The 22,441-nt window shown below is 56.2% G+C and carries 23 protein-coding genes and 1 pseudogene; 8 read left to right on the top strand and 16 right to left on the bottom strand.

Annotated features, from left to right (window positions below):
* Positions 1–69: 69 nt before the first annotated feature.
* A complete protein-coding gene (locus Har1131_RS21370; protein WP_023842947.1) occupies positions 70–591 on the bottom strand; it encodes an Lrp/AsnC family transcriptional regulator in 522 nt (173 codons plus the stop codon).
* Between the two features lie 3 nt (positions 592–594).
* Between Har1131_RS21370 and Har1131_RS21365 the strand changes: the two genes are divergently transcribed.
* The gene (locus tag Har1131_RS21365; RefSeq protein WP_023842948.1) at positions 595–831 is read left to right on the top strand and encodes a helix-turn-helix transcriptional regulator; all 237 of its coding nucleotides are present in this window, start codon (positions 595–597) and stop codon (positions 829–831) included.
* Positions 832–898: 67 nt separating this feature from the next.
* Here Har1131_RS21365 and Har1131_RS21360 read toward each other — a convergent pair.
* Positions 899–1,803: pseudogene (locus Har1131_RS21360) on the bottom strand (HAD-IC family P-type ATPase); the annotation flags it as partial.
* Positions 1,804–1,858: 55 nt separating this feature from the next.
* Between Har1131_RS21360 and Har1131_RS22900 the strand changes: the two are divergent.
* A complete protein-coding gene (locus Har1131_RS22900; protein WP_014030985.1) occupies positions 1,859–2,341 on the top strand; it encodes a hypothetical protein in 483 nt (160 codons plus the stop codon).
* A 66-nt stretch (positions 2,342–2,407) separates the two neighbouring features.
* Here the strand turns inward: Har1131_RS22900 and Har1131_RS21350 are convergent, their stop codons facing one another.
* A complete protein-coding gene (locus tag Har1131_RS21350; RefSeq protein WP_050036504.1) occupies positions 2,408–2,644 on the bottom strand; it encodes a hypothetical protein in 237 nt (78 codons plus the stop codon).
* A gap of 201 nt (positions 2,645–2,845) precedes the next feature.
* On the opposite strand from Har1131_RS21350, the gene Har1131_RS21345 reads away from it, so the two are divergent.
* Together Har1131_RS21345 and Har1131_RS21340 are read left to right on the top strand one after the other, a co-directional pair.
* A complete protein-coding gene (locus Har1131_RS21345) occupies positions 2,846–3,091 on the top strand; it encodes a UPF0175 family protein (protein ID WP_050036503.1) in 246 nt (81 codons plus the stop codon).
* On the top strand, positions 3,081–3,572 hold the full coding sequence (locus Har1131_RS21340; protein WP_050036502.1) for a DUF3368 domain-containing protein: 492 nt from the start codon (positions 3,081–3,083) through the stop codon (positions 3,570–3,572). The genes Har1131_RS21345 and Har1131_RS21340 overlap by 11 nt, the downstream gene beginning before the upstream one ends.
* On the opposite strand, the gene Har1131_RS21335 is transcribed toward Har1131_RS21340, so the two are convergent.
* The 9 genes from Har1131_RS21335 to Har1131_RS21295 form a co-directional block, all read right to left on the bottom strand.
* Positions 3,573–4,592, bottom strand: coding sequence for a hypothetical protein (locus tag Har1131_RS21335; protein WP_151148461.1), 1,020 nt, complete (start codon positions 4,590–4,592; stop codon positions 3,573–3,575). It abuts the gene before it with no gap.
* 284 nt (positions 4,593–4,876) lie between these two features.
* The gene (locus Har1131_RS21330; RefSeq protein ID WP_191907528.1) at positions 4,877–5,950 is read right to left on the bottom strand and encodes an ABC transporter ATP-binding protein; all 1,074 of its coding nucleotides are present in this window, start codon (positions 5,948–5,950) and stop codon (positions 4,877–4,879) included.
* Positions 5,937–7,028: an ABC transporter ATP-binding protein gene (locus Har1131_RS21325; protein ID WP_050036499.1), complete on the bottom strand. Its 1,092-nt coding sequence runs from the start codon at positions 7,026–7,028 to the stop codon at positions 5,937–5,939. The genes Har1131_RS21330 and Har1131_RS21325 overlap by 14 nt, the downstream gene beginning before the upstream one ends.
* Positions 7,029–7,030: 2 nt before the next feature.
* Positions 7,031–7,924: a nickel transporter permease gene (gene nikC, locus Har1131_RS21320; protein ID WP_129754837.1), complete on the bottom strand. Its 894-nt coding sequence runs from the start codon at positions 7,922–7,924 to the stop codon at positions 7,031–7,033.
* Positions 7,921–8,871 carry a nickel ABC transporter permease gene (nikB, locus tag Har1131_RS21315; protein WP_151148459.1) on the bottom strand — a complete coding sequence of 317 codons (951 nt, stop codon included), beginning with the start codon at positions 8,869–8,871 and terminating at the stop codon, positions 7,921–7,923. Before nikB ends, nikC begins: the two co-directional genes overlap by 4 nt.
* Positions 8,868–10,400 carry an ABC transporter substrate-binding protein gene (locus Har1131_RS21310; protein ID WP_151148457.1) on the bottom strand — a complete coding sequence of 511 codons (1,533 nt, stop codon included), beginning with the start codon at positions 10,398–10,400 and terminating at the stop codon, positions 8,868–8,870. Before Har1131_RS21310 ends, nikB begins: the two co-directional genes overlap by 4 nt.
* Before the next feature lie 166 nt (positions 10,401–10,566).
* Positions 10,567–11,877 (bottom strand): ABC transporter substrate-binding protein, encoded by a 1,311-nt coding sequence (locus Har1131_RS21305; RefSeq protein WP_225308230.1) that lies wholly within the window; start codon positions 11,875–11,877, stop codon positions 10,567–10,569.
* 661 nt (positions 11,878–12,538) lie between these two features.
* Positions 12,539–13,363: a hypothetical protein gene (locus Har1131_RS21300; protein ID WP_050036496.1), complete on the bottom strand. Its 825-nt coding sequence runs from the start codon at positions 13,361–13,363 to the stop codon at positions 12,539–12,541.
* Between the two features lie 57 nt (positions 13,364–13,420).
* Positions 13,421–13,699, bottom strand: coding sequence for a hypothetical protein (locus Har1131_RS21295; protein WP_014030997.1), 279 nt, complete (start codon positions 13,697–13,699; stop codon positions 13,421–13,423).
* 863 nt (positions 13,700–14,562) lie between these two features.
* Here Har1131_RS21295 and Har1131_RS21290 point away from each other — a divergent pair.
* Complete coding sequence (locus Har1131_RS21290) at positions 14,563–15,768, top strand: Cdc6/Cdc18 family protein (protein ID WP_370455100.1); 1,206 nt, start codon at positions 14,563–14,565, stop codon at positions 15,766–15,768.
* 157 nt (positions 15,769–15,925) lie between these two features.
* On the opposite strand, the gene Har1131_RS21285 is transcribed toward Har1131_RS21290, so the two are convergent.
* The 4 genes from Har1131_RS21285 to Har1131_RS21270 form a co-directional block, all read right to left on the bottom strand.
* The gene (locus Har1131_RS21285; RefSeq protein WP_151148453.1) at positions 15,926–18,106 is read right to left on the bottom strand and encodes a cation-translocating P-type ATPase; all 2,181 of its coding nucleotides are present in this window, start codon (positions 18,104–18,106) and stop codon (positions 15,926–15,928) included.
* A 125-nt stretch (positions 18,107–18,231) separates the two neighbouring features.
* A complete protein-coding gene (locus Har1131_RS21280; protein ID WP_050036494.1) occupies positions 18,232–18,660 on the bottom strand; it encodes a universal stress protein in 429 nt (142 codons plus the stop codon).
* 100 nt (positions 18,661–18,760) lie between these two features.
* Positions 18,761–19,366, bottom strand: a complete 606-nt coding sequence (locus tag Har1131_RS21275; RefSeq protein WP_079980838.1) for an FAD:protein FMN transferase — start codon at positions 19,364–19,366, stop codon at positions 18,761–18,763.
* Positions 19,367–19,371: 5 nt separating this feature from the next.
* On the bottom strand, positions 19,372–19,704 hold the full coding sequence (locus Har1131_RS21270; RefSeq protein WP_050036493.1) for a hypothetical protein: 333 nt from the start codon (positions 19,702–19,704) through the stop codon (positions 19,372–19,374).
* Positions 19,705–21,296: 1,592 nt separating this feature from the next.
* Here Har1131_RS21270 and Har1131_RS22420 point away from each other — a divergent pair.
* The 3 genes from Har1131_RS22420 (at position 21,297) to Har1131_RS21250 (ending at position 22,378) form a co-directional block, all read left to right on the top strand.
* Complete coding sequence (locus Har1131_RS22420; protein WP_225306838.1) at positions 21,297–21,605, top strand: hypothetical protein; 309 nt, start codon at positions 21,297–21,299, stop codon at positions 21,603–21,605.
* A gap of 67 nt (positions 21,606–21,672) precedes the next feature.
* A complete protein-coding gene (locus Har1131_RS21255) occupies positions 21,673–21,963 on the top strand; it encodes a winged helix-turn-helix domain-containing protein (protein WP_008308706.1) in 291 nt (96 codons plus the stop codon).
* Between the two features lie 184 nt (positions 21,964–22,147).
* Positions 22,148–22,378: a hypothetical protein gene (locus Har1131_RS21250; RefSeq protein ID WP_014030570.1), complete on the top strand. Its 231-nt coding sequence runs from the start codon at positions 22,148–22,150 to the stop codon at positions 22,376–22,378.
* Positions 22,379–22,441 lie beyond the last annotated feature (63 nt).

Raw genomic sequence — 22,441 nt, 5'->3', positions numbered from 1 at the left:
TTGAAATTAGAATGTGATTTCAGTGCCGGTAGACGCGGAGATATTTGAAAATTTCAATCGGTCTCCCGGTTATCCTTGATCGGTGACCGACCCGTCGTCGGTGCCGTCATCCTGCCGCGCGCCGGGCCCCGACTGTGGATAGAAGTGGTCCCATGACTGGACTTGTGTCTCGGAGATGATCTCGGAGCTGGTGATTGTCATGCCCACGTCCGCCAGTTCGTTGCGGATCTCTTCGATTTCCCTAACCGTGCCGGCGACGACCTCGACGTGGACATTCCGTTCGCCCCCAAGCAACTCGCGGGTGGTTACCACACCGCGAATATCGAGGATCTGATCGGCCAACGAGTCAAGCTTATTCGGATTGACTGTACAGACGAACATGACGTGGAGGGGGTAGCCCGCTTCCTCGTAGTTGATCTCGGGGTGGTAGCCCCGGATTACGCCCTTCCCTTCGAGCTTGTCGAGGCGATTTCGGACCGTCGTGGAGGTCACATCCACCCTCTCACCGATCTCCGTATCGGTCTGGCGGGCATTGAGCTGAAGTTGGTGCAAGATGCTCCGGTCCACGTCGTCGAGTGGGGAGTCGTCCATGCGATGTCCTTGGACGGGGCGACTGAAAAGTCCGCATGGGCCCATCACGAGCAAGAGAGCAACCACGGCCGTCTCTATCCGAATCACGACGATCTCGTCAACAAAGGACTGCTCGAGAAGGGTGAACTCGACAAGCGGACGAGCGTATACACAGTCACACAGCGTGGTAAGCGTGAAATAGAGGCACGACAGGAGTGGGAAAGCCAGTATTTGGAGAGCAAAGAATCGGTTCCTGCGTAGCACCCACCGGTCTGTCGGAAGCGATGGTCATCCCGGAGGAATCCCTCCTGTAGTAGACAAAAGGGCCTCAGTCCGCGGGCTGTGCCTCCGTAGCTGGTGTCCCGCTTGGAAGCTCGGGAATGGACAGGTCCACGCGGCGGAGTAGCTGTGCGTTGATCGCGACGATTACTGTACTCAAAGACAGCAGAAGCGCACCTACAGCGGGGGACAGCAGAGTTCCGATCGGTGCCAATACGCCTGCTGCAAGCGGAATAGCGAAGACGTTGTAGCCGGCCGCCCAGACGATGCTCTCCTGCATCTTCCGGTAGCTCGCCTTGCTTAGCTTCACGAGTCGCACCACGTCCATCGGGTTGTTCTGGACGAGGATGACGTCGGCCGACTGGACCGCAACGTCGGTACCGCTCCCGATCGCAATGCCGACGTCCGCTCGCGTCAGCGCCGACGCGTCGTTGACGCCGTCGACGACCATCCCCACAAGCTTGCCCTGGTCTTGGAGTTCTTGGACTTTCTCGTCCTTGTCCTCGGGGAGGACTTCTGCGAACACCGTATCGATGCCCAGTTCATCGGCGACCGCTCCGGCGACGTCCTGGGAGTCGCCGGTCAGCATCGCCACCTCGATGCCCAGATCGTGGAGTGCGTCGACGACAGCGTAGCTTTCCTCGCGGATCACGTCGGCCATCGCGAAGGCAGCGATCAACTCTCCTTCGCGAACGAGATACACCACTGTCTGTGCGTTCTCGCCGGCCTCATCAGCGAAACGCTGGAGGTGATCGGAGACATCGCTATCGAGTTGAGTCAACAAGTTCGGCCCGCCGACGTACACCTCGTTTCCTTCGACGCTCGCGCGAACCCCTCGCCTTTGATCGCCTCGAAGTCGGTCGCGTCAGGTGCGCTAAGATCACGCTCGTCAGCTGCCTCGCGGATGGCTCGTGCAATCATGTGTTCGGAATCACTCTCGATTGCGAATGCCAAACAGTTTGTCGACGGGGACTCACGATCAACTGACGATAGTATTCTCGCCTAGCAGATGGTGGAGAGGAACGGAACAGACAAACTCCACTCCTTACGAGGATCGATCGACCGATCAGCGCTCCTCACGGTTCGTGACATCATCGAGAGAGAAGAGCCGCTCGCAGCGCCAACGCTAGACGGCTATCTCAACCCGACGGTTCTGGAAGTCCCACTCGGTGACGGCCGCCGTAGTGCTGACTCCGCCCGAATTGATGTTCAGTGGACGACTCGAGCGGACTACAAATTTCACTATACGGACACTGACGGTGTGAATTTCCGCTGGGACAGTCATCCACATGGCGGTGATTACATCTCCGTTCCAGGTCTCGAATACTATCATCCGCCCCCTGACGCCACTTCCGATCCAGACGATATCGAAGAGTCCTGCATCAAGCAGTCTGTCGAAGCACTCGTCACTCGTGCTGTTCTCAAACTCTGGCGTGTTGCCTATCATGCAGACTCCTACGACCCGCTGAATGCTGCGAGTAATCCACCGTAATCGAGGTGGAGGCCCCACTCTCAACGAGCGAGCGGAGCTATTGCTCTCACGAGAGGGGGGAGTCACTCACAGCAATTCGACCCACTCGGGAGCGCAATCGTGTGTGCCGCCGTAGATCGAGCGCTCGGGATACTGGTCGTCGGCAGCCTCGACAGAGACGATCACGTTGCCGCCGGAACACGAAATTTCTGCACCGGTTCCGACGACTGCATCGAGTGGGCCGTCTCCGTCGGTCCAGTCAGTTCTGACGTGGTCACCGCGGTCGAAGTCATACTCCTCGAAGGAAGGTGCTGTGGTACTCATGATCTCCTCCGGCTTCGGGGGAGACACAAAACCTCAGCCGTTCACCGGTCGGTCATGCACGTCGAACACGAATCGTATCGTACCAAATTGCACTCCCATCTACGAAAACAGAGGTTTTCGACCACACAGGTGAGACTACACGACGTCACATTCGGATAGCGCAGCCAAACACTCAATAATCGGGTTATCCAACAGACGAGTATGGCTACTATCGAAATTGATGAAGAGGTGTATGAGGCGCTCCAGATTCCTGAGGGAGAGCGGCCGCAGGCAATGAAACAAGAATTGGCTGTCTCGCTTTACGCGCGTGATGTCCTTTCGTTCGGGAAAGCGCGTGCATTGGCAGAACTGTCTCACCGAGAGTTCCAGACATTACTCGGAGACCGCGAAATCCCACGCCATTACACCGACACTGAACTTGCCGAAGACCTCGACTATGCCGAATAACGAGCTTGTAGTCTCGGACACGTCACCGCTGCTGAATCTTGCACTTATCGACCAACTCACCCTTCTCAAATCGCAGTTTTCGAGCATCACCATTCCGCGTCAGGTGTGGGACGAACTCACTGATGGAGAGGCAGGTGTAGACGCGCTTCGCTCGTTGCGTGACGATGAGTTCCTGACGATCACCGAGGTCGAACAGTCGCACCTCTTCACTGAAATCTTCCACGAGCTGGATCTCGGGGAAACAGCTGCTATTTGTCATGCCATCGAGCACGATGCTGACCTCATCCTTTTGGATGAAAAAGACGGTCGACAGGTCGCTCGGAGACACAGCCTGACGGTAACGGGAGTCATCGGGATACTACTCCGCGGAGCCAATGCTGGAGACATTGAATTAAAACACGAACTTGACGCCCTTCGTGACGCTGGCTTCTGGATCTCTGATGAGCTGTACTCAAAAATTCTTTCTGAAGCAACGGAATAGTTACCGCTCCCACGGAAAGGAGCCAATCCGCTTGCGATAGGCACTGATCTGGTCCTGAAATTCCTGCTCCTGGAAGTCTGGCTCGTCGCCGTGGATGTCTTCGGGAGAGACGCCGTCGGGAAGATGCTCGTAGTCCGTGACGTCCTCCGTGTCATCCTCTTGGTCGGGTTCGTGTCGGTGCTGCCCACACTCCCTGCAGGTCCAGATCATGCGGTCAAGGTGTGGGTGGCACTCGAAGCCATCGAGTCCGTACGATTCGTGTCCCGTCACGGCGCCACACTGGCGACAGTAGAACCCGATTCCGACTATCTCCGGTTCGGCTCTTGCCTGATGGCGCTTCACAACGCCGGGCACAAGCCAGTACGTGCCGTCGTCCTCCCGGAACTCATCCGTGAGCTGCTGGAACTCCGAGCGGTCGGTGACTGGCGACCCGTCCTCGAGATAGATCCGTGGCTGGACGTCGCCCCCATCCCCGTCCCAGTTGGTCTGTTCGTCGGCTGTCTCCAAGAGCGCCTGTCCGGATTCCTCGCCGATCGTGGTTTCGGTCGGCAGGTCGGGCCAGCCTTTCGTGAGAGTGGCGGCTGGCTCAGTTCCGAAGGCTGCTCGACACTTCACGGTTCCATGAGAGACGTCCTCACCGCTCGCGATACTATCAGACACGGAGAAGGCCGCAGCGCCGAGCGCTCGTGCATGGAAGTCAGTGTTCGCTTCGACGAGCGCGAGTACTACCCGCCCGAACGTCCACTCCCCAAGTGGGCTGCTATCCTGATCGTCGAACGAAGTCTCTGAGATGCCGGTTTGAGCACAGAACGGACACTGGCGTTCATCCCGTGGAATGGCCTGTCCACAGGTCCGACAGGTGCGAGCATCATCCTCTGTACGGTCGGGATATCCAGTGGAGTCGAGGACTCGTTCCTGTCCGTTTCCTCTCGTTTCAGGATCGGAACTCGCGGCACCGGGGATATCCGCGGGGTCGTACTCAGGATTCCGGTCAGTCACACGCTTGGTTGCGGTCGTCATCGCATTTAAACCCCGGCCCCGAGGGAAGCACAAACCGACAGAGAGCGAAACTGGACGAGTTGGCTATCCGTCCCTGTGCTGTCCGTCACTGTGTGGCGTCATCACGCTGATCGGCGGCAATATTTATACAGACGACACGGAAGAGGTTGTGAGCATGACCTGCCCGGTAACTCGTTGATTATCTTGATGAGGACATCTTCTGTGACGAGAGTGAAGTCAGTGATGACTGGTGAAAGCACCCACAAAAACGTTGACTTTGAGTAGAATAATCGGTTTTCATGGGCTCAGAATCTACTCATCTCAGAGCCATCTTCAGTGTGGGACTCATTTATGTCTGTTTCGCCTGTCGCTTCCGGAGCATGAAGACACCGAACGTGTGTCTCTCGAACCTCTTCGAGTGATGGATGGTGTTCCTGACAGGATTGTGTCACGGCCGGACAACGTGGATGGAATGGGCAGCCTTCCGGTCTATCTGCTGGGTCAGGAGGAGCACCCTGAAGCGGCACTGGCGTGGGATCTCGTGGGTCATCACTCGGGATCGCACGGATTAACGCTTCAGTATAGGGATGGTTCGGGGACTGGAACAGGTCGCCTGCTTGCCCGACTTCGACGAGCTCGCCAGCATACATTACTGCGACCCTATCAGCGAGGAACCTGACGACATTGAGGTCATGGGAAATAAACACGTAGCCGACACCGAACTGCTGTTGTATGTCTGCGAGAAGCGAAAGAACTCTCGCCTGTGTGGCCATGTCGAGTCCGGAGACTGGTTCATCGAGTACGATTATATCGGGGTCGTGTGCAATAGCTCGGGCGAGAGCGACGCGCTGTATTTGGCCGCCGGAGAGTTCCCGGGGATACCGGTCAGCGATTTCTGGCGCAAGATCAACACTGCACAACAGCTCAGCGACCTCGTCTGGGCCGGTGTCATGTAGGGAAGCCGAGGTGGCGTCGCTACTGGCTTCAGCAATTGACCGACCGATGGGCCACCGGGGGTCAAAGCTTCCCCGGGCGTGTTGAAACACGACGCCGACTCGCCGCCGTTGCGCGGTGGAACGCTCTGAGAGGTCACCGACGCGCGTTCCATCGAGACGAACTTGCCCATCGTCCGGGGTGAGCTGCCCGGTGATGAGTTTCGCGAGTGTTGATTTCCCGCAGCCACTCTCACCAACAAGTCCCAGCGTTTCGCCACGTTGGACGGCTAAGGATACATCACAGACCGCTTTCGCCGGTGAGTCGCTGCTACGCAACCGACCGAGGACGGATCGTGTCGATGAGAACGCTTTCGAGACGTTTTGTACTTCGACCACAGGAGTACCAGACTGCACATCATCTGGAGTTTGGTTACGCTGTGTCATTCTGTTGTCCTCCGTTAGCTGCCGGAATCTCCTGCTGTTCGGACACGAACTTGGCTTCAGAGAACGGTGCTTCGACGCAGGCGAGTCGGTGGTCCGACGCGGCCTCAGTCGTCGGAATCGGCCCCGAGCGACACGTTTCGGTCACATACTGGCAGCGGTCGGCAAACGGACAGCCCTCGTGGCTGCTGCTGGGGTCTCGTGGACGTGCCATGGCGGACTGGACTTGCTTGTCAGCGTCGCTGTTTCGGACCGAACACGAAAGGAGTGCTCTCGTGTACGGATGTTCCGGTGCGGTCAGTATTCGCTCAACGGGACCGGCCTCCATTACCTGTCCGTCATAGAGTACCACGACACGGTCACATGTCTGTGCAATCACACCGATATCATGGGAGATAAGCAGTATGCCGATGTTCTGTTCGTCACGTAGCGAGCGCAATCGACTGAGAATATCTGCCTGTGTGGTCGTGTCAAGTGCTGTTGTTGGCTCGTCGGCAACCAGCAACGCGGGTTCACTTGCCAGTGCAATGGCGAGGACTGCTCGTTGCCGGAGACCACCAGAAAACTCGTGTGGAAATGACGACACATTTGCTTCCGGGTTCGGGATGCCTACTTGGTCCAGCAACTCGATAGCGCGCTCCCGTGCGTTCTCCCACGCTGACCGATCTCGGAACGGTGGCACACCGAGGAAATCTAGCAGACGTTGTGTCCCGCTCGATTCGTGTATCCGAACCGATTCTGCGATCTGCTCGCCGACCGAAAACACAGGGTTCAAGCTTTCCGTCGGGTCCTGAAAGACCATCGAGAGCTTATTTCCACGTAGTCGACGCAGTGTCGCTTCAGTGGCAGTTGTTAGCTCTCTTTCAGCAAAGGTAATGGATCCGCCAACGATGTTTCCCGGGTCTTCAAGTCGGCAAATTGATCTGGCAGTAACGGACTTGCCGCTCCCACTTTCGCCGAGTATACCGACAATTTCGCCCCGGTCGACGGTGAACGACACCCCGTTGACCGCGTCGACAGTCCCGTGATCAGTGTCGAAACGAGTCTGTAAGTTCTCGACGCGAAGCAGTGGTTCACTCATTGCTACAGTTCCTCCATCTGGGCTGTCTGCGTAGGTGAAAGCATATCTCGAAGGCTGTCTCCGAGAAGATTGAAGCCGAGCACGGTGAGCATGATACAGAGGCCCGGAGCGTTGACAAGCCACCACGCCTGTCTGAGATAGCTGCGTCCGGATGCAAGCATTGTCCCCCATTCAGGTGTGGGTGGCTGTGCGCCCAGCCCAAGGAATGAAAGTCCCGCTGTGCCGAGAATGACGCTGCCGATGTCAAGCGTTGCCAGAACGACAACTGGTGCAACGGCGTGCGGGAGTAGGTGGCGAGTTGCGATGTGCGTTCGTGACCGGCCGAGCAATCGTGCGGCGCTTACAAACTCACGCTCTCGAAGCGAGAGTACGCTACTCCGAACTAACCGTGCGTACGATGCCCAACCAACGACCGCCAGTGCAAGCATCACGTTCACCAGACTCGGCCCCAGAATCCCGGCGATGACAAGTGCGAGGACGATTCCAGGGAACGCAAGCAGTGTATCGACAAGTCGCATCAGCGTCTCATCAATCCAGCCACCGGCGTAGCCGGCGAGGAGGCCGACTGCCGTCCCCATAATAAGTCGTACAGTGGTTACAGCGACGGCGATACCGAGCGAGAATCGCGCACCATGAAGGAGTCTTGTCAGTACGTCTCTACCCAGCTGGTCGGTCCCGAACGGATGAGACAGTGACGGAGATTCAAGCCTGTTCGAAAGGTCCTGTTCGACTGGATCGTAGGGCGAAACAACTGGTCCAAGTGCCGCAAGGACGAGCAACGTGAGCACAACTCCGATTCCGAATTGTCCGAGGCGGTCCGTTGCGAGTCCGTCAGTTCCCCTCGGTTGCTTGGTGGCTTCTTGCTGCTTTCTTCTGTCGGCTGTTCGGTCGCTCATGTGTGCTCACCTCCGAGGTCGATTCGTGGGTCAAGTCGGCTATACGTCAGGTCGACTGCAAAGTTCACCAAGACAAAGATGACGCCGATTAGCAGTGTTACGCCCTGTACGACCGGGTAGTCACGAGCAAAGATTGAATCAACGAGTAACGTCCCCAAGCCCGGCCGTTGAAACACTACTTCGATAACAACTGCGCCGTTAAGGACGTAACTCAACTGCAAACCTATAATCGTCACGACGGGCACAAGCGCGTTCCGGAGCGCGTGTTTATAGACGAGAATCCGTTCGCGCAACCCTTTCGATCTGGCGGCTTGGATGTACGCGTCATCCAGAACATCAAGCATCGCTGTTCGAACCAGTCGCGCGATAACCGCAGCCATTCCAGAGCCAAGCGTCAGTGAGGGGAGAACCAGATGTTTCGGTCCAGCCGCGCCGGCCACCGGAAGGAGGTTGAGACGGAGCGCACAGACGATAATAAGCAGGTAGCCAAGCCAGAAGTTCGGCATTGAGACCCCTATTAGCGAGCCGATCTGTGCGGCGTAGTCAGTCCGGCTCCCCGGATTACTCGCGCTGGCAATTCCGGCCGGGAGAGCTATTACAAGCGCGACGAGCATCGATGCAACAGCGAGTGCGATTGTATTCGGCAACCGTTGGACAATCATATCAGAGACAGACCGGTCGCTGTAGTACGATTGACCGAGGTCGCCTTGCAGTGCGTTCCCCATCCAGCGGGCATACTGGACTATGAATGGGTCGTCAAGCCCATTTTCAGCTCGAAACTGATCGACTGCATCCTGAGATGGGGCCTGTCCACCCATCTGTTGGGTCAGACTCGTTCGCGCCGGATCCCCCGGTGTGACGAAGACCAGCCCGTACGTGAGCAGCGACACGCCCAGCAGAACGATTGCCATCGTCAGCAGTCGTTTGCAGAGTTCCGCCCCGATCATCGCTGCTGTGTGACCTCCTCCAGATGATAACAGGATTCGATGGGATGGGGCTGGTATCCCCCGACGTCGGCACGAGTCCCGATGACGTTTGCGTAGTAGGTGAGCCAGCCGAGCGGGAGGTCACGTTGCATACGCCGCTGGACCGCTGCGTATCGCTCGAACCGCTCGTCACGGTCGGCTGTCCGCCTAGCTGCTTCGAGGTGCTGATCGACCGCTTCGTTCTCGTAGCCACTGAACATCGTCTCCGTCTCCGAATGAACGAGGTCAGACAGTCGGTCCGGGTCGGGATACCATAGCACTGAACTCGACCACAGAACGGTATCGAACTCCCCGTTTGTTGCTTGCTCTTTGATTGTCGAGGACTCCATGACTGAAATATCGACATCGAAGCCAACCGCCTGAAGCTGTGTCTGTATCACTTCGGCAATCGTGGGCAGTAGTGGACGGGTATTATACGTCCAGATCGACACCGAGAGTGTGTCACCGTCACGGGTACGGGTGCCCCCATCCGGTTCCCATCCTGCTTCAGCGAGCAGACTCCGTGCCTTATCAGGTGAGTATTCGTACGGTTCGAACTCTGCGGCCCACTCCGTTACATCCGCTGGGAACGGACCGACCGCTTTCGACCCCAGCCCATTCAGCAACGAATCAACGATGTGGTCCCGGTCGATAGCATACATCACCGCGCGACGGACTTTTTTGTCCGCAAACGGTGCAGAGTCGAGGTCGAACACAAGGTATCGGGCTCGCGGAATCTTGTACGTGTGAGCAGTGAGATCGGGACTGGATGCAAGTGTATCCGCTGCCTTGTTCGGAAGAATACGTGCCATATCCAGTTCCCCGCTTTCGAGCTTTAGCCGCCGAGTCTGGTCGTCAGTGATCCCTTCGTAGATTAGTGTCTCGATGTGTGCGGTCGACCCGTGGTAGTCCGGGGTAGCGGTCGTTGTGATTGTCGAGCCCGGCTCCCAGTCTTCGAATTGAAACGGACCAGTACCGATCGGCTCAGTGATTGACCCATCGTTGGCGATTGCAGACGGTGAAACAGGGCAGGTAATCCCACGGGTACAGTGTGCTGGCAGTGGTGAAAACGGAACTGTAGTTTGAATTATAATCGTCCGGTCAGCAGCGGCTTCGACTGATTCGACCGGGACTGCAGCCATCGAACTTGATTCGAATGCTCGTGTGAGCGATGGGAGCACAGTTTCTGCAGTCACCTCAGTCCCGTCGTGGAATGTGGCTCCTTCACGGAGTGTGAACTCCCACGTCCTGTCGTTGACCATGTGCCAGTCAGTGGCCAAGCCCGGAGACACAGTCGCGTCGTAATCGACGGTAAGCAGTGGCTCAAGCACATTGAGGCGTCGCCAGAGCCAGCCGTTTGCCACGGGATCTATCGCATCCGGCGTCCAGGGTGAGCCAACCCTGAACGTGTCATCGTCTACGCTATCACCGCTTTGTAGCCAATACCCACTGAGGCCCGAAATACCGGCTGCAGCTGCAAACAATGTCTGTCGTCGCGTGAATTTATACATACTATATATCACACTTCGTCTGCAACATTCGAGTTCTCGTCCAGACCAGCTGCCCTAGTCGCTCTGAACCACCGGATAGAGACGGTACGTTCATCGACGGCCAGCAGAACAGCACGGTTCACACCTGAGTTGAAACGCAGGACATCGAGACTCACGGTATCCCTGCTCATTGTTCCCGCGTGAGACCAGACCATTCGATCATGTTGTCTACCGGGTGGCCGTCGATACCGGAGACATCCGCCCGCCGGCCGAAGACGGACTCGTTGTAATACAGTGGGATGACCGCCCCGGTATCGACCACGCGCCGCTGGACTTCACCGTAGTAGTCCCGTTTCGCTTCCAGATTTTCTGCCCGATATCCCTGCTCGATGAGGCGGTCGACTTCTGGACCAGGATTGTAGATGCCGGTGCCGTCTTGCTTGTAGCGTTTCCGATTGTCACTGCCTTCGGAGTGGAACATTGCCCGAATAAGATAGTCACAGGCAGCGCTATTCGATCCGAAACCGACGAGCGTCAGGTTCGCTTCGCCCGCGGTGAACCTATCGTTGAACGATGCCGGATCGACCTGTCGAATCTCGCTTGTGACGCCTATCTCTTTGAACCAACCGGAAAGCGTCTGTGCGATCGTTCTATCGTCGGCATTTTTGCTATTGATCAGAACCGATAGCGTTTCGCCGTCGTATCTGGACGCCTCAACGAGGTCCCGTGCCCGATCTAGGTCTGGCCCGTAGGTCGGGAGTTCATCGTGAATTGACCATGGAATAGTAGACGAAATCGGTCCATATGCTGGCTTGCCAATATCGTTGAGAACATTCTCGACGATCTGGCTCTGGTCGACAGCCCAGTTGAGTGCCTTTCGAAGTTGCTCGTCATCGGTCGGCGACCGATACAGATTGACTGCGACGAGCCCAGCCTCAGGTGTGAGATAGGTGTCGATCCCTGTCTCCGAAGCCTCGACAAGCGCCGTAGCCCGGCTTTTCGGGATTTGTTGTGCGATATCGACTGAACCTTTTTCAAGAGACAGCACGCGCGTGTTGGGATCCTTGATCCACTCAAAAGTGAGTTCTGTGGGGGTAGCTGTCCCGTCTCGATAATCAGCAAACGGCGTAAGCGTGATTGACTGTCCTGCCGTGACTTCATCGACCTCAAACGGGCCTGTCCCAGTCGGCGTCTCGTTTTCATCAGGGTGTTGAATGCCGAAATACTGGTGTGAGATTGTGCCAGGAAACGCGGGGAAGGGGTCCGTTGTCTCGAACCGAACAGTGGTGTCATCTACTGCCGTGACGCCGTCAGACGTGACACCAATCCAGCCCGGGACCCACGACCACTGCTCAAAAACACGGTCAAAGGAGCGGACAACCTCGTCGGCTGTCAGCGGGTCTCCGTTGTGGAATGTGACACCATTGCGTAGGGAAAACTCCCACGTCGTCTCGTCGACGGCCTCCCATTCTGTGGCAAGCAGCGGCGCGGTTTCCATCTCTGCTGTAGTGTCAACGAGCGGTTCAAACACATGCGTATAATACGGTGTGATACCATTGTAGAGGTCCCATTTCTGCCGCGTTGGGTCCCGTGCCAACGCAACAGTAAATGAGTCCTTCGAATCAGCCTTTGAGCTACTACAGCCTGCAACCAGGCCAGCAGCTCCAGCCACAGCGCCGCCCAGCAGTTCCCGTCTCGAACAGTGTTTAGGCATTGGCACTCACCTTGCTGCTGAGCGGCATGAGGGCAGGACCAACACAGACAGAAGAATCTGATTCCATGCGGCTGCTTTCCGGGAAATATTGTATAAATCTCGACATCATATGATAGATACGAAGGGGAAGTCAGTAAATCAATTGTGGTTTAGTTAACTAAGATGAAGTTGTATAATACCGCACAGAGTATTTTCCTACCCCAAAGCATTCAGGACAGTAATGTTTCAGAGAAGAATTTCAGAGTCCCTCTAAGAATGGACCACCCCCAAGCATCGGTTACACCCTTGCATTGAGGATATCAGCGACTGCCATCATCAAATGACTACTGCTCACGCGTGCACACACCACCGTTTCCGGTGAAAAACCACCAGACAGCAGTGGTGTTTACACTCGAAACACGGTGTGGTGTATCTGGGATATGACCATGCTCAGCGCAGGAATGATCTACACTTCGAGTGGCTCCATCGGCTCGACCTCGAAGGTCAACAGGTGGGACCGGAGTTGGGCGTAGGCCCCGTCGCCATCAGTCGTGACACAGAACCGATTTGGCCTTGCCGCACGAGGATTGCCGTCGTTCTCTTGCCACTCCTCCAGCGTGAACTCACGCGCCTCCAATTCGCTGTCAGCACCCTCAAAGACGGCCGCGACCGATGGCGTCCCATGGTTGTCAGCGACGTATGCGACCTTGACAGCGTCGTGGTCGGCGTCAAGTCTCGTCCACCCATCGAGCGCTTCCGGTGGGTCCTCGGCGAACTGCTCGATCTCACGCTGGCTCAGTTCGGCTTCTGCGGCGTCGTACCACGCTTGTTTGATATCCTCGGCTTGGGACCGCTCGATCTCCTGAAGGACGTCGCTGTCGATACACTCTCTGGCCCACGCAAGCACGGTCTTGGCCTTCTTGTACCTCACCTCGGGTTCGCCGTCCAGCTGTCCGAAGTTCATCTCTTGGGGAGACATCAAGAGGACATGAGAGCGCCAGTAGCCGGAGTCAGCATCGCATTCCTCGTCAGCATTTGGAGCCCACGACTCCATCGAGGTTCGGACTTCCTCGTGGTGCCCGAAGCCAATTCGGACGCCGCTGGCGCGTAAGATACGTTCCGCAAGGTCGATGGTTCGCTCGTGCTCGTCAGCGGGTACTTCATCGGGGCGAGTGACGTCGGCGTAGAATGGCAAGCCGACTGTGCTGATGATCGTTTCTTCATAGTTTGGGATAAGCAGCGGTTCATCGACGAAGATCGGGTCGAACGGTGGTTCGGCTGTCGGCAACATACTGGAAAGCCTCCAGCCACCGAGGCAGCACAAAATCGCGCTGGGTCGAAGTCCGATCTAGAGGTACTGGTCGGCGGTGTCGCCGTGGTTCGCTTCCAGGGCTTCCCAGTCAGTCATCGCGTCGTATTCTGGTCGAACCTCGCCGTCTGAGAGCATATCGTCGACGAAGGCTTGGACTTGTTCGTCGATAGAAACGTTCTGCAGGTCGCGCTCACGAGCGACAAACTGGATACCACAGAACGAGCGTCCGTCTGCTGCGAGCTGCCAGAGCAGAAGCTTTCGGTTCTGGTGGGTTGCGAGTTCGGTCAGCAATGCGTCGTCTGGTGGGTTGGACATCGTGTGGAGCCGCCGGCTGCGAGGGCTGCACAAAACGAACATTGTGGGCAATAGCTCAATCGCCTACATGATGTATTAGAACAAACAAGATGCCTGAGTTCGGTTAGATAAACAGATCTCTCATGTGGTACAGGGTGTGTGACCTGAATAATTTCAGCTGCGATGTTATCTTTGATCTGTCTCTTTTCAGGAAAGTCTCCAGATGAGATTTCCAACGCAAACACGCTACGCAGGCGGCGTAGTTCAACTTTGATAGTGTCTTGCTGTATCGGCCGTAGAGAAGTGGGACCCCCCGGTTTTCACGAGAGTTAATATCGGCCAGTGAACCGGCATTTTGTTGCCCACCCCCCACATTTCACGAGAGTTTAAGAATAGCAGCTCCTAACTCATGAAATGTGGGGTGTAGTTGAGCAGAGCAAGTCATCAATTGTGTAGTAACTCAGAGAAAGCACGGAGTCTAGACAGTGAGTGGAGAGGGATTGATGGTCTCTCAGGGAATCAAATACAGAGCAGCGCGACCGTAGACTCCTATGGATATAACCTACTAGCGATGGATATTGTTTGTTGACGACGATAACTGACCATGAGAAGTTGAGGTCTCCTTTCTGCCTTGCTGAATAGAAGAGACAGGTAGATATCTCCCCCGCCCCCCATATTTCATGAGAGTTGCTATAGGGGAGGGAAGAAATAATGTCTGACGCTTCTTGCTGAGTTTCCACTAGAGAATTAAACTGAACCTAACGTATTACGGATGCTGTTTTGACCCACTTATATTAAATCTTCTTCTCATTCAGAGTTTCATTTTGCCCTCTCTTCCCCTCCTCTCCAACGATACTCTCGTGAAATCTGGGGGGCGGGGGTTGGTGCACCGTCTTATTGAGCGCGACACAGAACTTGAGCAGTACCAGAGTGCGCTCAAACCTGTGATTAACGGTGCGCCGCCGAAAAACCTATCATATGGCCAGACTGGAGTCGGAAAGACACTATCCTTGAGGATGGTCGTTGAACGACTGATCGAGGATCAGCAAAATATCGACGGTGTCGACGTTCAAGTAATTGAGCTAAATTGCAAATCGCTGAACAGCAGTTACCAGGTGGCTGCAAACCTCATTAATCAATTTCGTCCGGCAACCGAGCAAATCAAACCGACCGGGTATCCGAGCGGAATGATCTACAATATGTTGTTCGATGAGCTGGAAGCACTCGATGCAACACATTGCTTGATCGTACTTGATGAAATTGATGCCATTGGGAATGATGACGACATCCTGTATAAGCTTCCACAGGCGAACGATAACGAGAACGTTGAAGATACACTGGTTGGGGTAATCGGTATCTCGAATGACTTCACGTTCCGCGATAACCTCTCAGCGCGTGTGAAGGACAGTCTCGCTGACGAAGAGATCCATTTTCCACCGTATGATGCGAACGAACTCGGGAACATCTTGAAACAGCGTGCTGGTGAGGCGTTTCACGATACTTCGGCTCAGCGACTTGATGATGGCAGTTATGAGTTACAGTCTGACATTTTGGCGGGCGATGTGATTCCGTTGTGTGCAGCGTTTGCCGCACAAGACTCTGGAAGTGCCCGACAGGCGCTGAAGCGATTGTATAAGGCTGGAGATCTGGCACGAGATAAGGAGTCCGATGTCATCACCGAAGCGCATGTGCGACAGGCAGACGAGATTGTTGAGCGCGATAAAGTTCGCGACGAATTAACTCGCTTGCCAACACAGAGCAAACTGACTCTCTACTCCCTATTACTGTTGGAGCGGGAGGATGAAACGCCGTCCAAGCGTAACCGAATTTACGAGCAGTATGTAATGGCTGCAAAGCGTATCGATGCGGATGTGCGGACTGACAGAACGATTCATGACCGGTTGTCACAGTTGACGTTGAAAGGGTTCCTAGACGTAGACGAACAGAATAAGGGCCCCAAAGGCGGCTCATACTATGAGTACGAATTTTCGATTCGCGCGGATTTGGCACAGGAAGTACTTCAAGAGGACGAGCGGTTAGCGGAGTTGTTTGCTACAGATGAGACATCGACGACGCTAGACTCGTTCTGATTCTGTCGTGATCCGGATTAACCAACAACAAGATCGGCTACAATTGGCTGTTGGTTAAGACTCCTTTTGAAATAATAATGTCCATCGAATGCAGGCGTTTTCGATTGTTCACTCGCCCTCTGTGTTGATGACTGTCTCTTGCCCACCGGCCAATTTCTCATCCACGAAAGCCGAGCAACCGAAGGCCGTTTAGCGAGACGAGAACCGTTGACCCCTCGTGTCCGACTACGGCAAGCGGAAGCGGGATTCCACGGAGGAGGATCGTACCGACCATGAGTGCAATCGCGCCGAAGGCGATGGCGAGATTGATGGTGAGTGTTCGGCGAGTCCTGCGGCCGAGGCCGAGTACGTAGGGAATCTTGCTGAGATCATCGCCCATCAGTACCACATCAGCAGTATCGAGCGCGACATCAGTCCCTGCACCCCCCATCGCGATGCCGAGGGTCGCTGTGGCGAGGGCTGGGGCATCGTTAACACCGTCACCGACCATCGCTACGTTCTCGTGTTGTTCGACCAGCTCTTCGATAGTCGCCACTTTCTCTTCCGGTAGCAGTTCCGCCTGGACTTCGTCGATGCCGACCTCGTCGGCAATGCGCTGTGCGACGCGCTCGTTATCGCCCGTCAGCATGACGATATGCTCCACGCCGAGCGATCGGAGCTTGTCGATCATCTCGGCCGCGTCAGGGCGAACGGTATCGGTGAACGCAAGCCACCCCAAGACGCTGATGTCGACGTGACTCTCTCGGGCAACGAGGACGCTCGTTTTTCCCTCTTCCTCTAAGGTTTCGAGCCGGCTGAGGCCGGGTTTGAGACCGTCGACTGATTCGTCTCCGAGAACTGTCTGGAAGTAGCTCCGGTTCCCGATATGGATGGTTTCCTCGCCGACATCAGCTCGAACCCCCTTCCCGGCTACCGACTGAAACCGTGCGGCGTCGGGTGTGTCGAGTGATCGTTCGTCTGCCGCCGCCACGGTCGCACGAGCGAGGTGATGCTCTGAGCGGGCCTGCACTGCGGCCGCGAGCGAGAGAAGCGAGTCCTCGGTTAGTGTCTCGTCCCCCGCACTATCACGGACGAATACGTCGGTCAACTGCGTGTCGCCCCGTGTGAGTGTGCCGGTCTTGTCGAAGGCGACTGCGTCGATATTCGCTGCTGTCTCGACGTGTTCGCCTCCCTTGAACAGCACGCCCTGCCTGCCACCGGAGGCGATTGCTGAGAGGACTGCCGCGGGCGTCGAGATGATGACCGCACACGGCGAGGCGGCGACCATGAGCGTCATCGCGCGGTAGAACGTCCCCGTGAATTCACTTCCGAGCGCGAGTGGAATTGCGATAGCTGCGATTGTGAGCCCGAACACCCCGAGGACGTACGGTTGTTCGAGCCGGTCGATGAGCCGCTGTGTCGGAGCCTTCTCGCTCTGGGCTTGTTCGACCATGGTGATAAGGCGGCTGATCGCCGACTCGTGGGCCTGCCGTGTGACTTCGATTTCGAGGCTCCCGCTCTCGTTGATCGTGCCGCCGAACACCTCGTCGTCGGGTTCCTTCGGTACCGGGACGGATTCGCCGGTGAGCGAGGCCTGGTCGACCGTTCCCTCGCCGGACGTGACGACGCCGTCGAGCGCAATCCTGTCACCGGGGCGGACGACGAACACGTCACCGACATCGACGTCATCGATGGGTACTGTGACCTCCTCACCGTCACGAAGGACCTGCGCTTCGTCCGGTCGCATCTCGACGAGCGACTTGATCGCCCGCCGCGAGCGGCCGATTGCGTAGTGTTGGAGCGTGTTCGACAGCGAGAACAGGAAGAGAAGCATCGCACCCTCGAAGGGTGCTCCGATCGAGAGCGCCCCGAGCGCGGCGACGATCATCAACAGGTCGATGTCGACCGCACGGTGGCGGAGCGTCTCGATGGCCCCTTTGAGTCCGTACCACCCGCCGAAGACGTACGCGACGCCGTAGCCGCCCCACATGAGGAATGGCGGGCCATTGAGCCATCCTGTCGCGAGGCCGGTTACCATCCCGAGCAAGGTTAGACCGACAAATACGGCCTCCTGCCTGAGTTCCGAGCGTGTGGTCACCTCGTCGGGGGCCGTGTCGCGCTCGTTCTCGATCGAGACGTTGCGGTCGCGGACCGCTTCTCGAAGTTGCACCCCCGAGGTGACGCTCTCGTCGTAGGTGATTCGAACGTTCCCCGTTCGGAACGAGACGTCGACATCGTGGACACCGGGTGTGTCTCCAAGGTAGCGTTCGAGAGCTCGCGCACCCGCTTCGCCGCGACCGCCTCGTCGTTCGATCTGGATGGTACAGGTCGATAGCGGAGGCGACTCAGTAACGGTCACGCGATCTCCCTATGTACTGTACTATGGTTTTGTATTGTCGGTCTGTCATTGTGTTTCTGTCTGACTGCGTACGAAGCGGGTGTTTCACACGGTGGATTCTCGTCTGCTCCCCCGGTCCGAATGCTTCAGCTGATGATCGTCACCGGGATTCGCGCTCGGCGGGTAACTGTCTCGGCAACGCTCCCGAGAAGTGCACGGTCGATTCCTGAGCGGCCGTGGCTGCCCATGACGATCTGATTGACATCGTGGTCGTCAGCGTATTCGAGGATTGCTCGTGCCGGTTTTCCGACTTCCGTGACGGTAACGAGTTCGGTATCACGTTCCGCCGCGAGGTCCGTGGCCGTCGCGTGGATTCTGGTTGCTCGTTCTTTGGCATTGTCGTACCAGTCCTCGGCAACTGGTAAGCCGCCAGCCTCGACATCGATAACGGAGTCGAGAGGATTGATAACGTAAATCGAGGTGATGGGCGCGTCCGGGAAGGTCTCGATAGCGTATGTGAGCGCCCGCTCTGAAAGCGGGGAGCCGTCGAAGGCGATGAGAACGTTGACAGGCATGAGAAACTATTTGATGCTGAATTGAAATGAATGTACTGCTCAGTGGGTTGTGCGACGACGATTCATCTTGGAGCGTTCAGATGAATCGGGTTGGGGAGCATCACTCGTTGGATTCGACGGTTGAACGCCAATCGTTTTGACAACCTGCTCCCTCGATTTGGTTGTATCGACCTCCGAGTAGTTCACACTCGAAGCGTCCATCGCCTGAAGCATGCCACTCGCGCAACTCCTCGAACAGTACGTCAGTCTCGGTATCTTCGTCCTCGCTGGGGGCCTCAGCGTCCTCAGCTTCCTCGCGTGGCGCCGAGAACGTGATCGTCGCATGCGAATCGTCAGTTCCGGTATCAAACTCTGTTGGCAGTGTCTCACTGTCACCACGCAAGAACGTTTTGAGGCCTTGTCCGACGCGGCCCTGGTGAATATCGAACACCCCGCCGGTTCGGTCGTTGTATTCGATTCCACGGCGAACGATTCGGACAACGTGTTCGTTCCTGACTTCTCCTTCACGGTTGAGCTGGTTGACGGCACTCGTCGCATCGAAGGTGTTCAGCTGGGCTTCGAGTGATTCAGCCGTTTTTCGGGCCGCAGTTGCCCCAGCCTCGTCCCGAATGCCCATCGCCTGAATCCGAAACGTCGTGTCACAACACTCGAACTCGCGGTAGGTGTTCCCGAACCGTTCATAGACCGATGCGAGCGGACCCGTCATCTCGGTCACTCTTCCTCTTCGTGTTCTTCCTCATGTTCTTCGTCCCCGTGTTCCTCTTCGTCTTCATCCTCGTCGCCCTCTTCATACTCCTCGTGTTCTTCGTCCTCGTATCCGGACTGTGTCTGGGCTGCTGGGGTGAACTCCTGATTCGGCGTCGGCGCATCCGCAGTAACCTGTTGTGAGTCGTCTGACGCAGGCGTATCTGGTGAGTTAGGTTGCTCGCCAGCCTGTGCGAGGCCGCCGCCGGGCAGAGCAAGGGCCCCAGCGACACCAGCTGTGAGGAGCGCACCGACGAGAGTGAATGCGACGAGTTTGTTCTTCGGGACAGGAACGCGCATAATTAGCTACCCCTCTGTTTAGAACCGCTATCTTCGGCGTGGCGGTCGTTGCATTCTGCCATTGCAGATCGAGGGTTGAGACAGGCTTAGTAAGGCGTTCGCGTCCAACCATCGAATTTTCGTACGGCTATCGAATCGATTCAGAGCACGAGGTGGATTCTGAGTATGTATGTGACTTCGTTATCGAGCAACTGGCACTACTGGCAATCCCCTGTTTGCCCTGCGTACGGAATGAAGCGTACTCGATCTGGCGCGCTATCGATCTCCTCGTCCAAGCCGGATTGACTGGCGAGTATGAGCACTCACCGGTGATTACAGCGGACAACACGCTGACGCTACTGAAGAAGGAAACCGGGATCGGGTAGTGAGGTACTCTGTTCGGGTTAGCGCGCCGTCTGAGTGGCTACGCTGCTGGAAGTCTAGAAAATTTGTCCATATGGATGGGTGTGTGACAAGAATGGCCGCTTGGAGAGCCATCTGGGCAGTTTCCGCTGACCGAATCGGTCAAATTCACGCTTCACAGCCCTTCTAAACCCGCTGTAGTCTCAACATCACAACTGAGCCAGAAGTTGAGACCGGTGCTCTCAATGTATATGCTCTGAGCGACACAGTAGTTGCCTCAACTTACTATCATCTGTCAATATCGGGCGTTCTGCATGAACTGGAATGAATTTGTGCCTAACCTGTGGCCGATTTCGGCAATCGACTAAGTCAGATCCCCGGCCAGTACGATCTGTATGTCATCGGGTATCTCTCGGAAAGCGTTTCTTCGCGCAACTGGGGTCGCACTTGCTGCGACTATCGCAGGGTGCAATAGCACAACCGACAACAGCGGACCGAACACCAATACACAGTCCGCTTCTGAGGCCTCTCCGCAATCTGAACAACAGAATGACGACTCTCCGACGTTCGGTAATTTCTACGTCGGCAACGCAAATACAAGCAGTAGTACGGTCATCGACGGACGTGCTGAAGTCGTATATACACAGCCCGAAACAGCCACCGACAAGTCACCCGTCGTAATGGTGCCCGGCCTTGGGTTGTCACCGTACATTTACCGGACGACACCTGACGGTCGACGCGGCTGGGTGGAGTACTTTGCCGAAGCTGGCCATCCAGTGTATGTATTTAACCCGCCTCGAAACGTCGATTCAGGTGGCTTAGACACTGCTGCCCTCCAGAACTCTGACTCTGCGTCACTCTCCCGGTGGTCTATCGATCGAGCCTGGCCGACGTGGGGGTTCGGACCTGAAGCCGGTGACCCATACGAGGACGTTCGATACCCGGTCGAGTCGGTCGACCAACTCGTTGCGTCATTCCCCGCATACGTTAGCACTGGTGGCGGAGGTGGCGGTAGACAAAGTGGAAGCCAGACGGGTGGACGTGGCAGCGACCAGAACTCCACACCTGCGGATTCCACTGAGACCACAGCTGGAACCCAGACTGGGTCGACTACTGGAGGTGGCGGTGGGAGCCGGTTCACACCATCCCAAGAGACTGCCGCCCTAGAGGCGCTTCTCGATCGTGTTGGTCCGGCAGTGCTGCTCGTTCACTCAGCGGGCGGTAGTTCCGGATTCACGGTTGCACAAGCTGTGCCAGACCTCGTTGAACGGATCATCGCAGTTGAGCCGGTCGGTGCGCCGACTGACCCGCAAACTGTAGCGGAGATGGGTGGTGATGCACCGTTTATGGGTGTGTATGGCGATTATGTCGACGAGCGCGGACAGACTGGTCGCAAGGAAGCGACCCAGACAACTGCAGAGTTCGCAGGAGAGACAAGTCCCGCATCGACGCTACTTAGCCTTCCGGATGAAGGGATATCCGGAAATACACATCTCATGATGCAAGACGACAATAACGGTGAAATCGCTGATCGAATTGTCTCCTGGATCAGTGACTAATTCGGGGTATAGTATCGTTCGGACCGAGACAGAATGTATTTGCACCGACCAAATGAATACTCAATAGATGCGGCAGTTGCTCTGGTGGCTCATTGGTGGGTCTCGTGGAGGCCGCAATCGGCTTCGTATCCTCCGCGCACTCAACGACCAGCCACGAAACACCAACCAATTGTCGAATGACCTAGATTTGAACTACAAAACAGTGCAGCACCACCTCGAAGTCCTCGAAGAGAGCAATATCGTGACCACGGAGGGCGACAATTACGGGCAGATGTACTTTCTCTCAGACCGAATGATGAACAACCTCGACATCATGGAAGACGTGGCGGAACAGGCCGGAGTTGATGATGATTCGTAACTGGATCAAGAGTCCACTTGGAACGACAGTAGCGAGTGCGACTGCCGCGAGTGGTATCGCACTCTTAGTCGCACTCTTCACATCAGTTCCATCCCATGGCCCTCCGTCGAGGGCGCTGTCCTCCCAAGTTGAACTGCTCATTCGGATGGAGGTTTTCTTTACAACCCTAAACCTCGTGTTACTGGTGGCACTCGCAGCCATCTACATGCAGCTTTATCGCGACCTTCCGAACAAGTACACAGCAAGCCTGCTTGTGCTAAGCCTCGCACTGCTCCTATACGCGGGTACGTCAAATCCAGTAGTACACAATGTCTTCGGCTTCCGACCTCGCCCAAACATCGGCGCGTTCGTGTTTCTCCCGGACTTCTTTATCGGACTTGCCATTTTAGTTCTTCTCTATCAGAGCCAGACCTGAGTTCGCATCAATTTTTCAGATCTATGAGAAGGATTTCATAGACTGATTTCGTTCACCGATTAG

It is taken from the genome of Haloarcula sp. CBA1131 (assembly GCF_008728975.1).
In the GTDB taxonomy this organism is placed as follows: domain Archaea; phylum Halobacteriota; class Halobacteria; order Halobacteriales; family Haloarculaceae; genus Haloarcula; species Haloarcula hispanica.
This window is presented reverse-complemented; position numbering and strand designations above follow the sequence as displayed.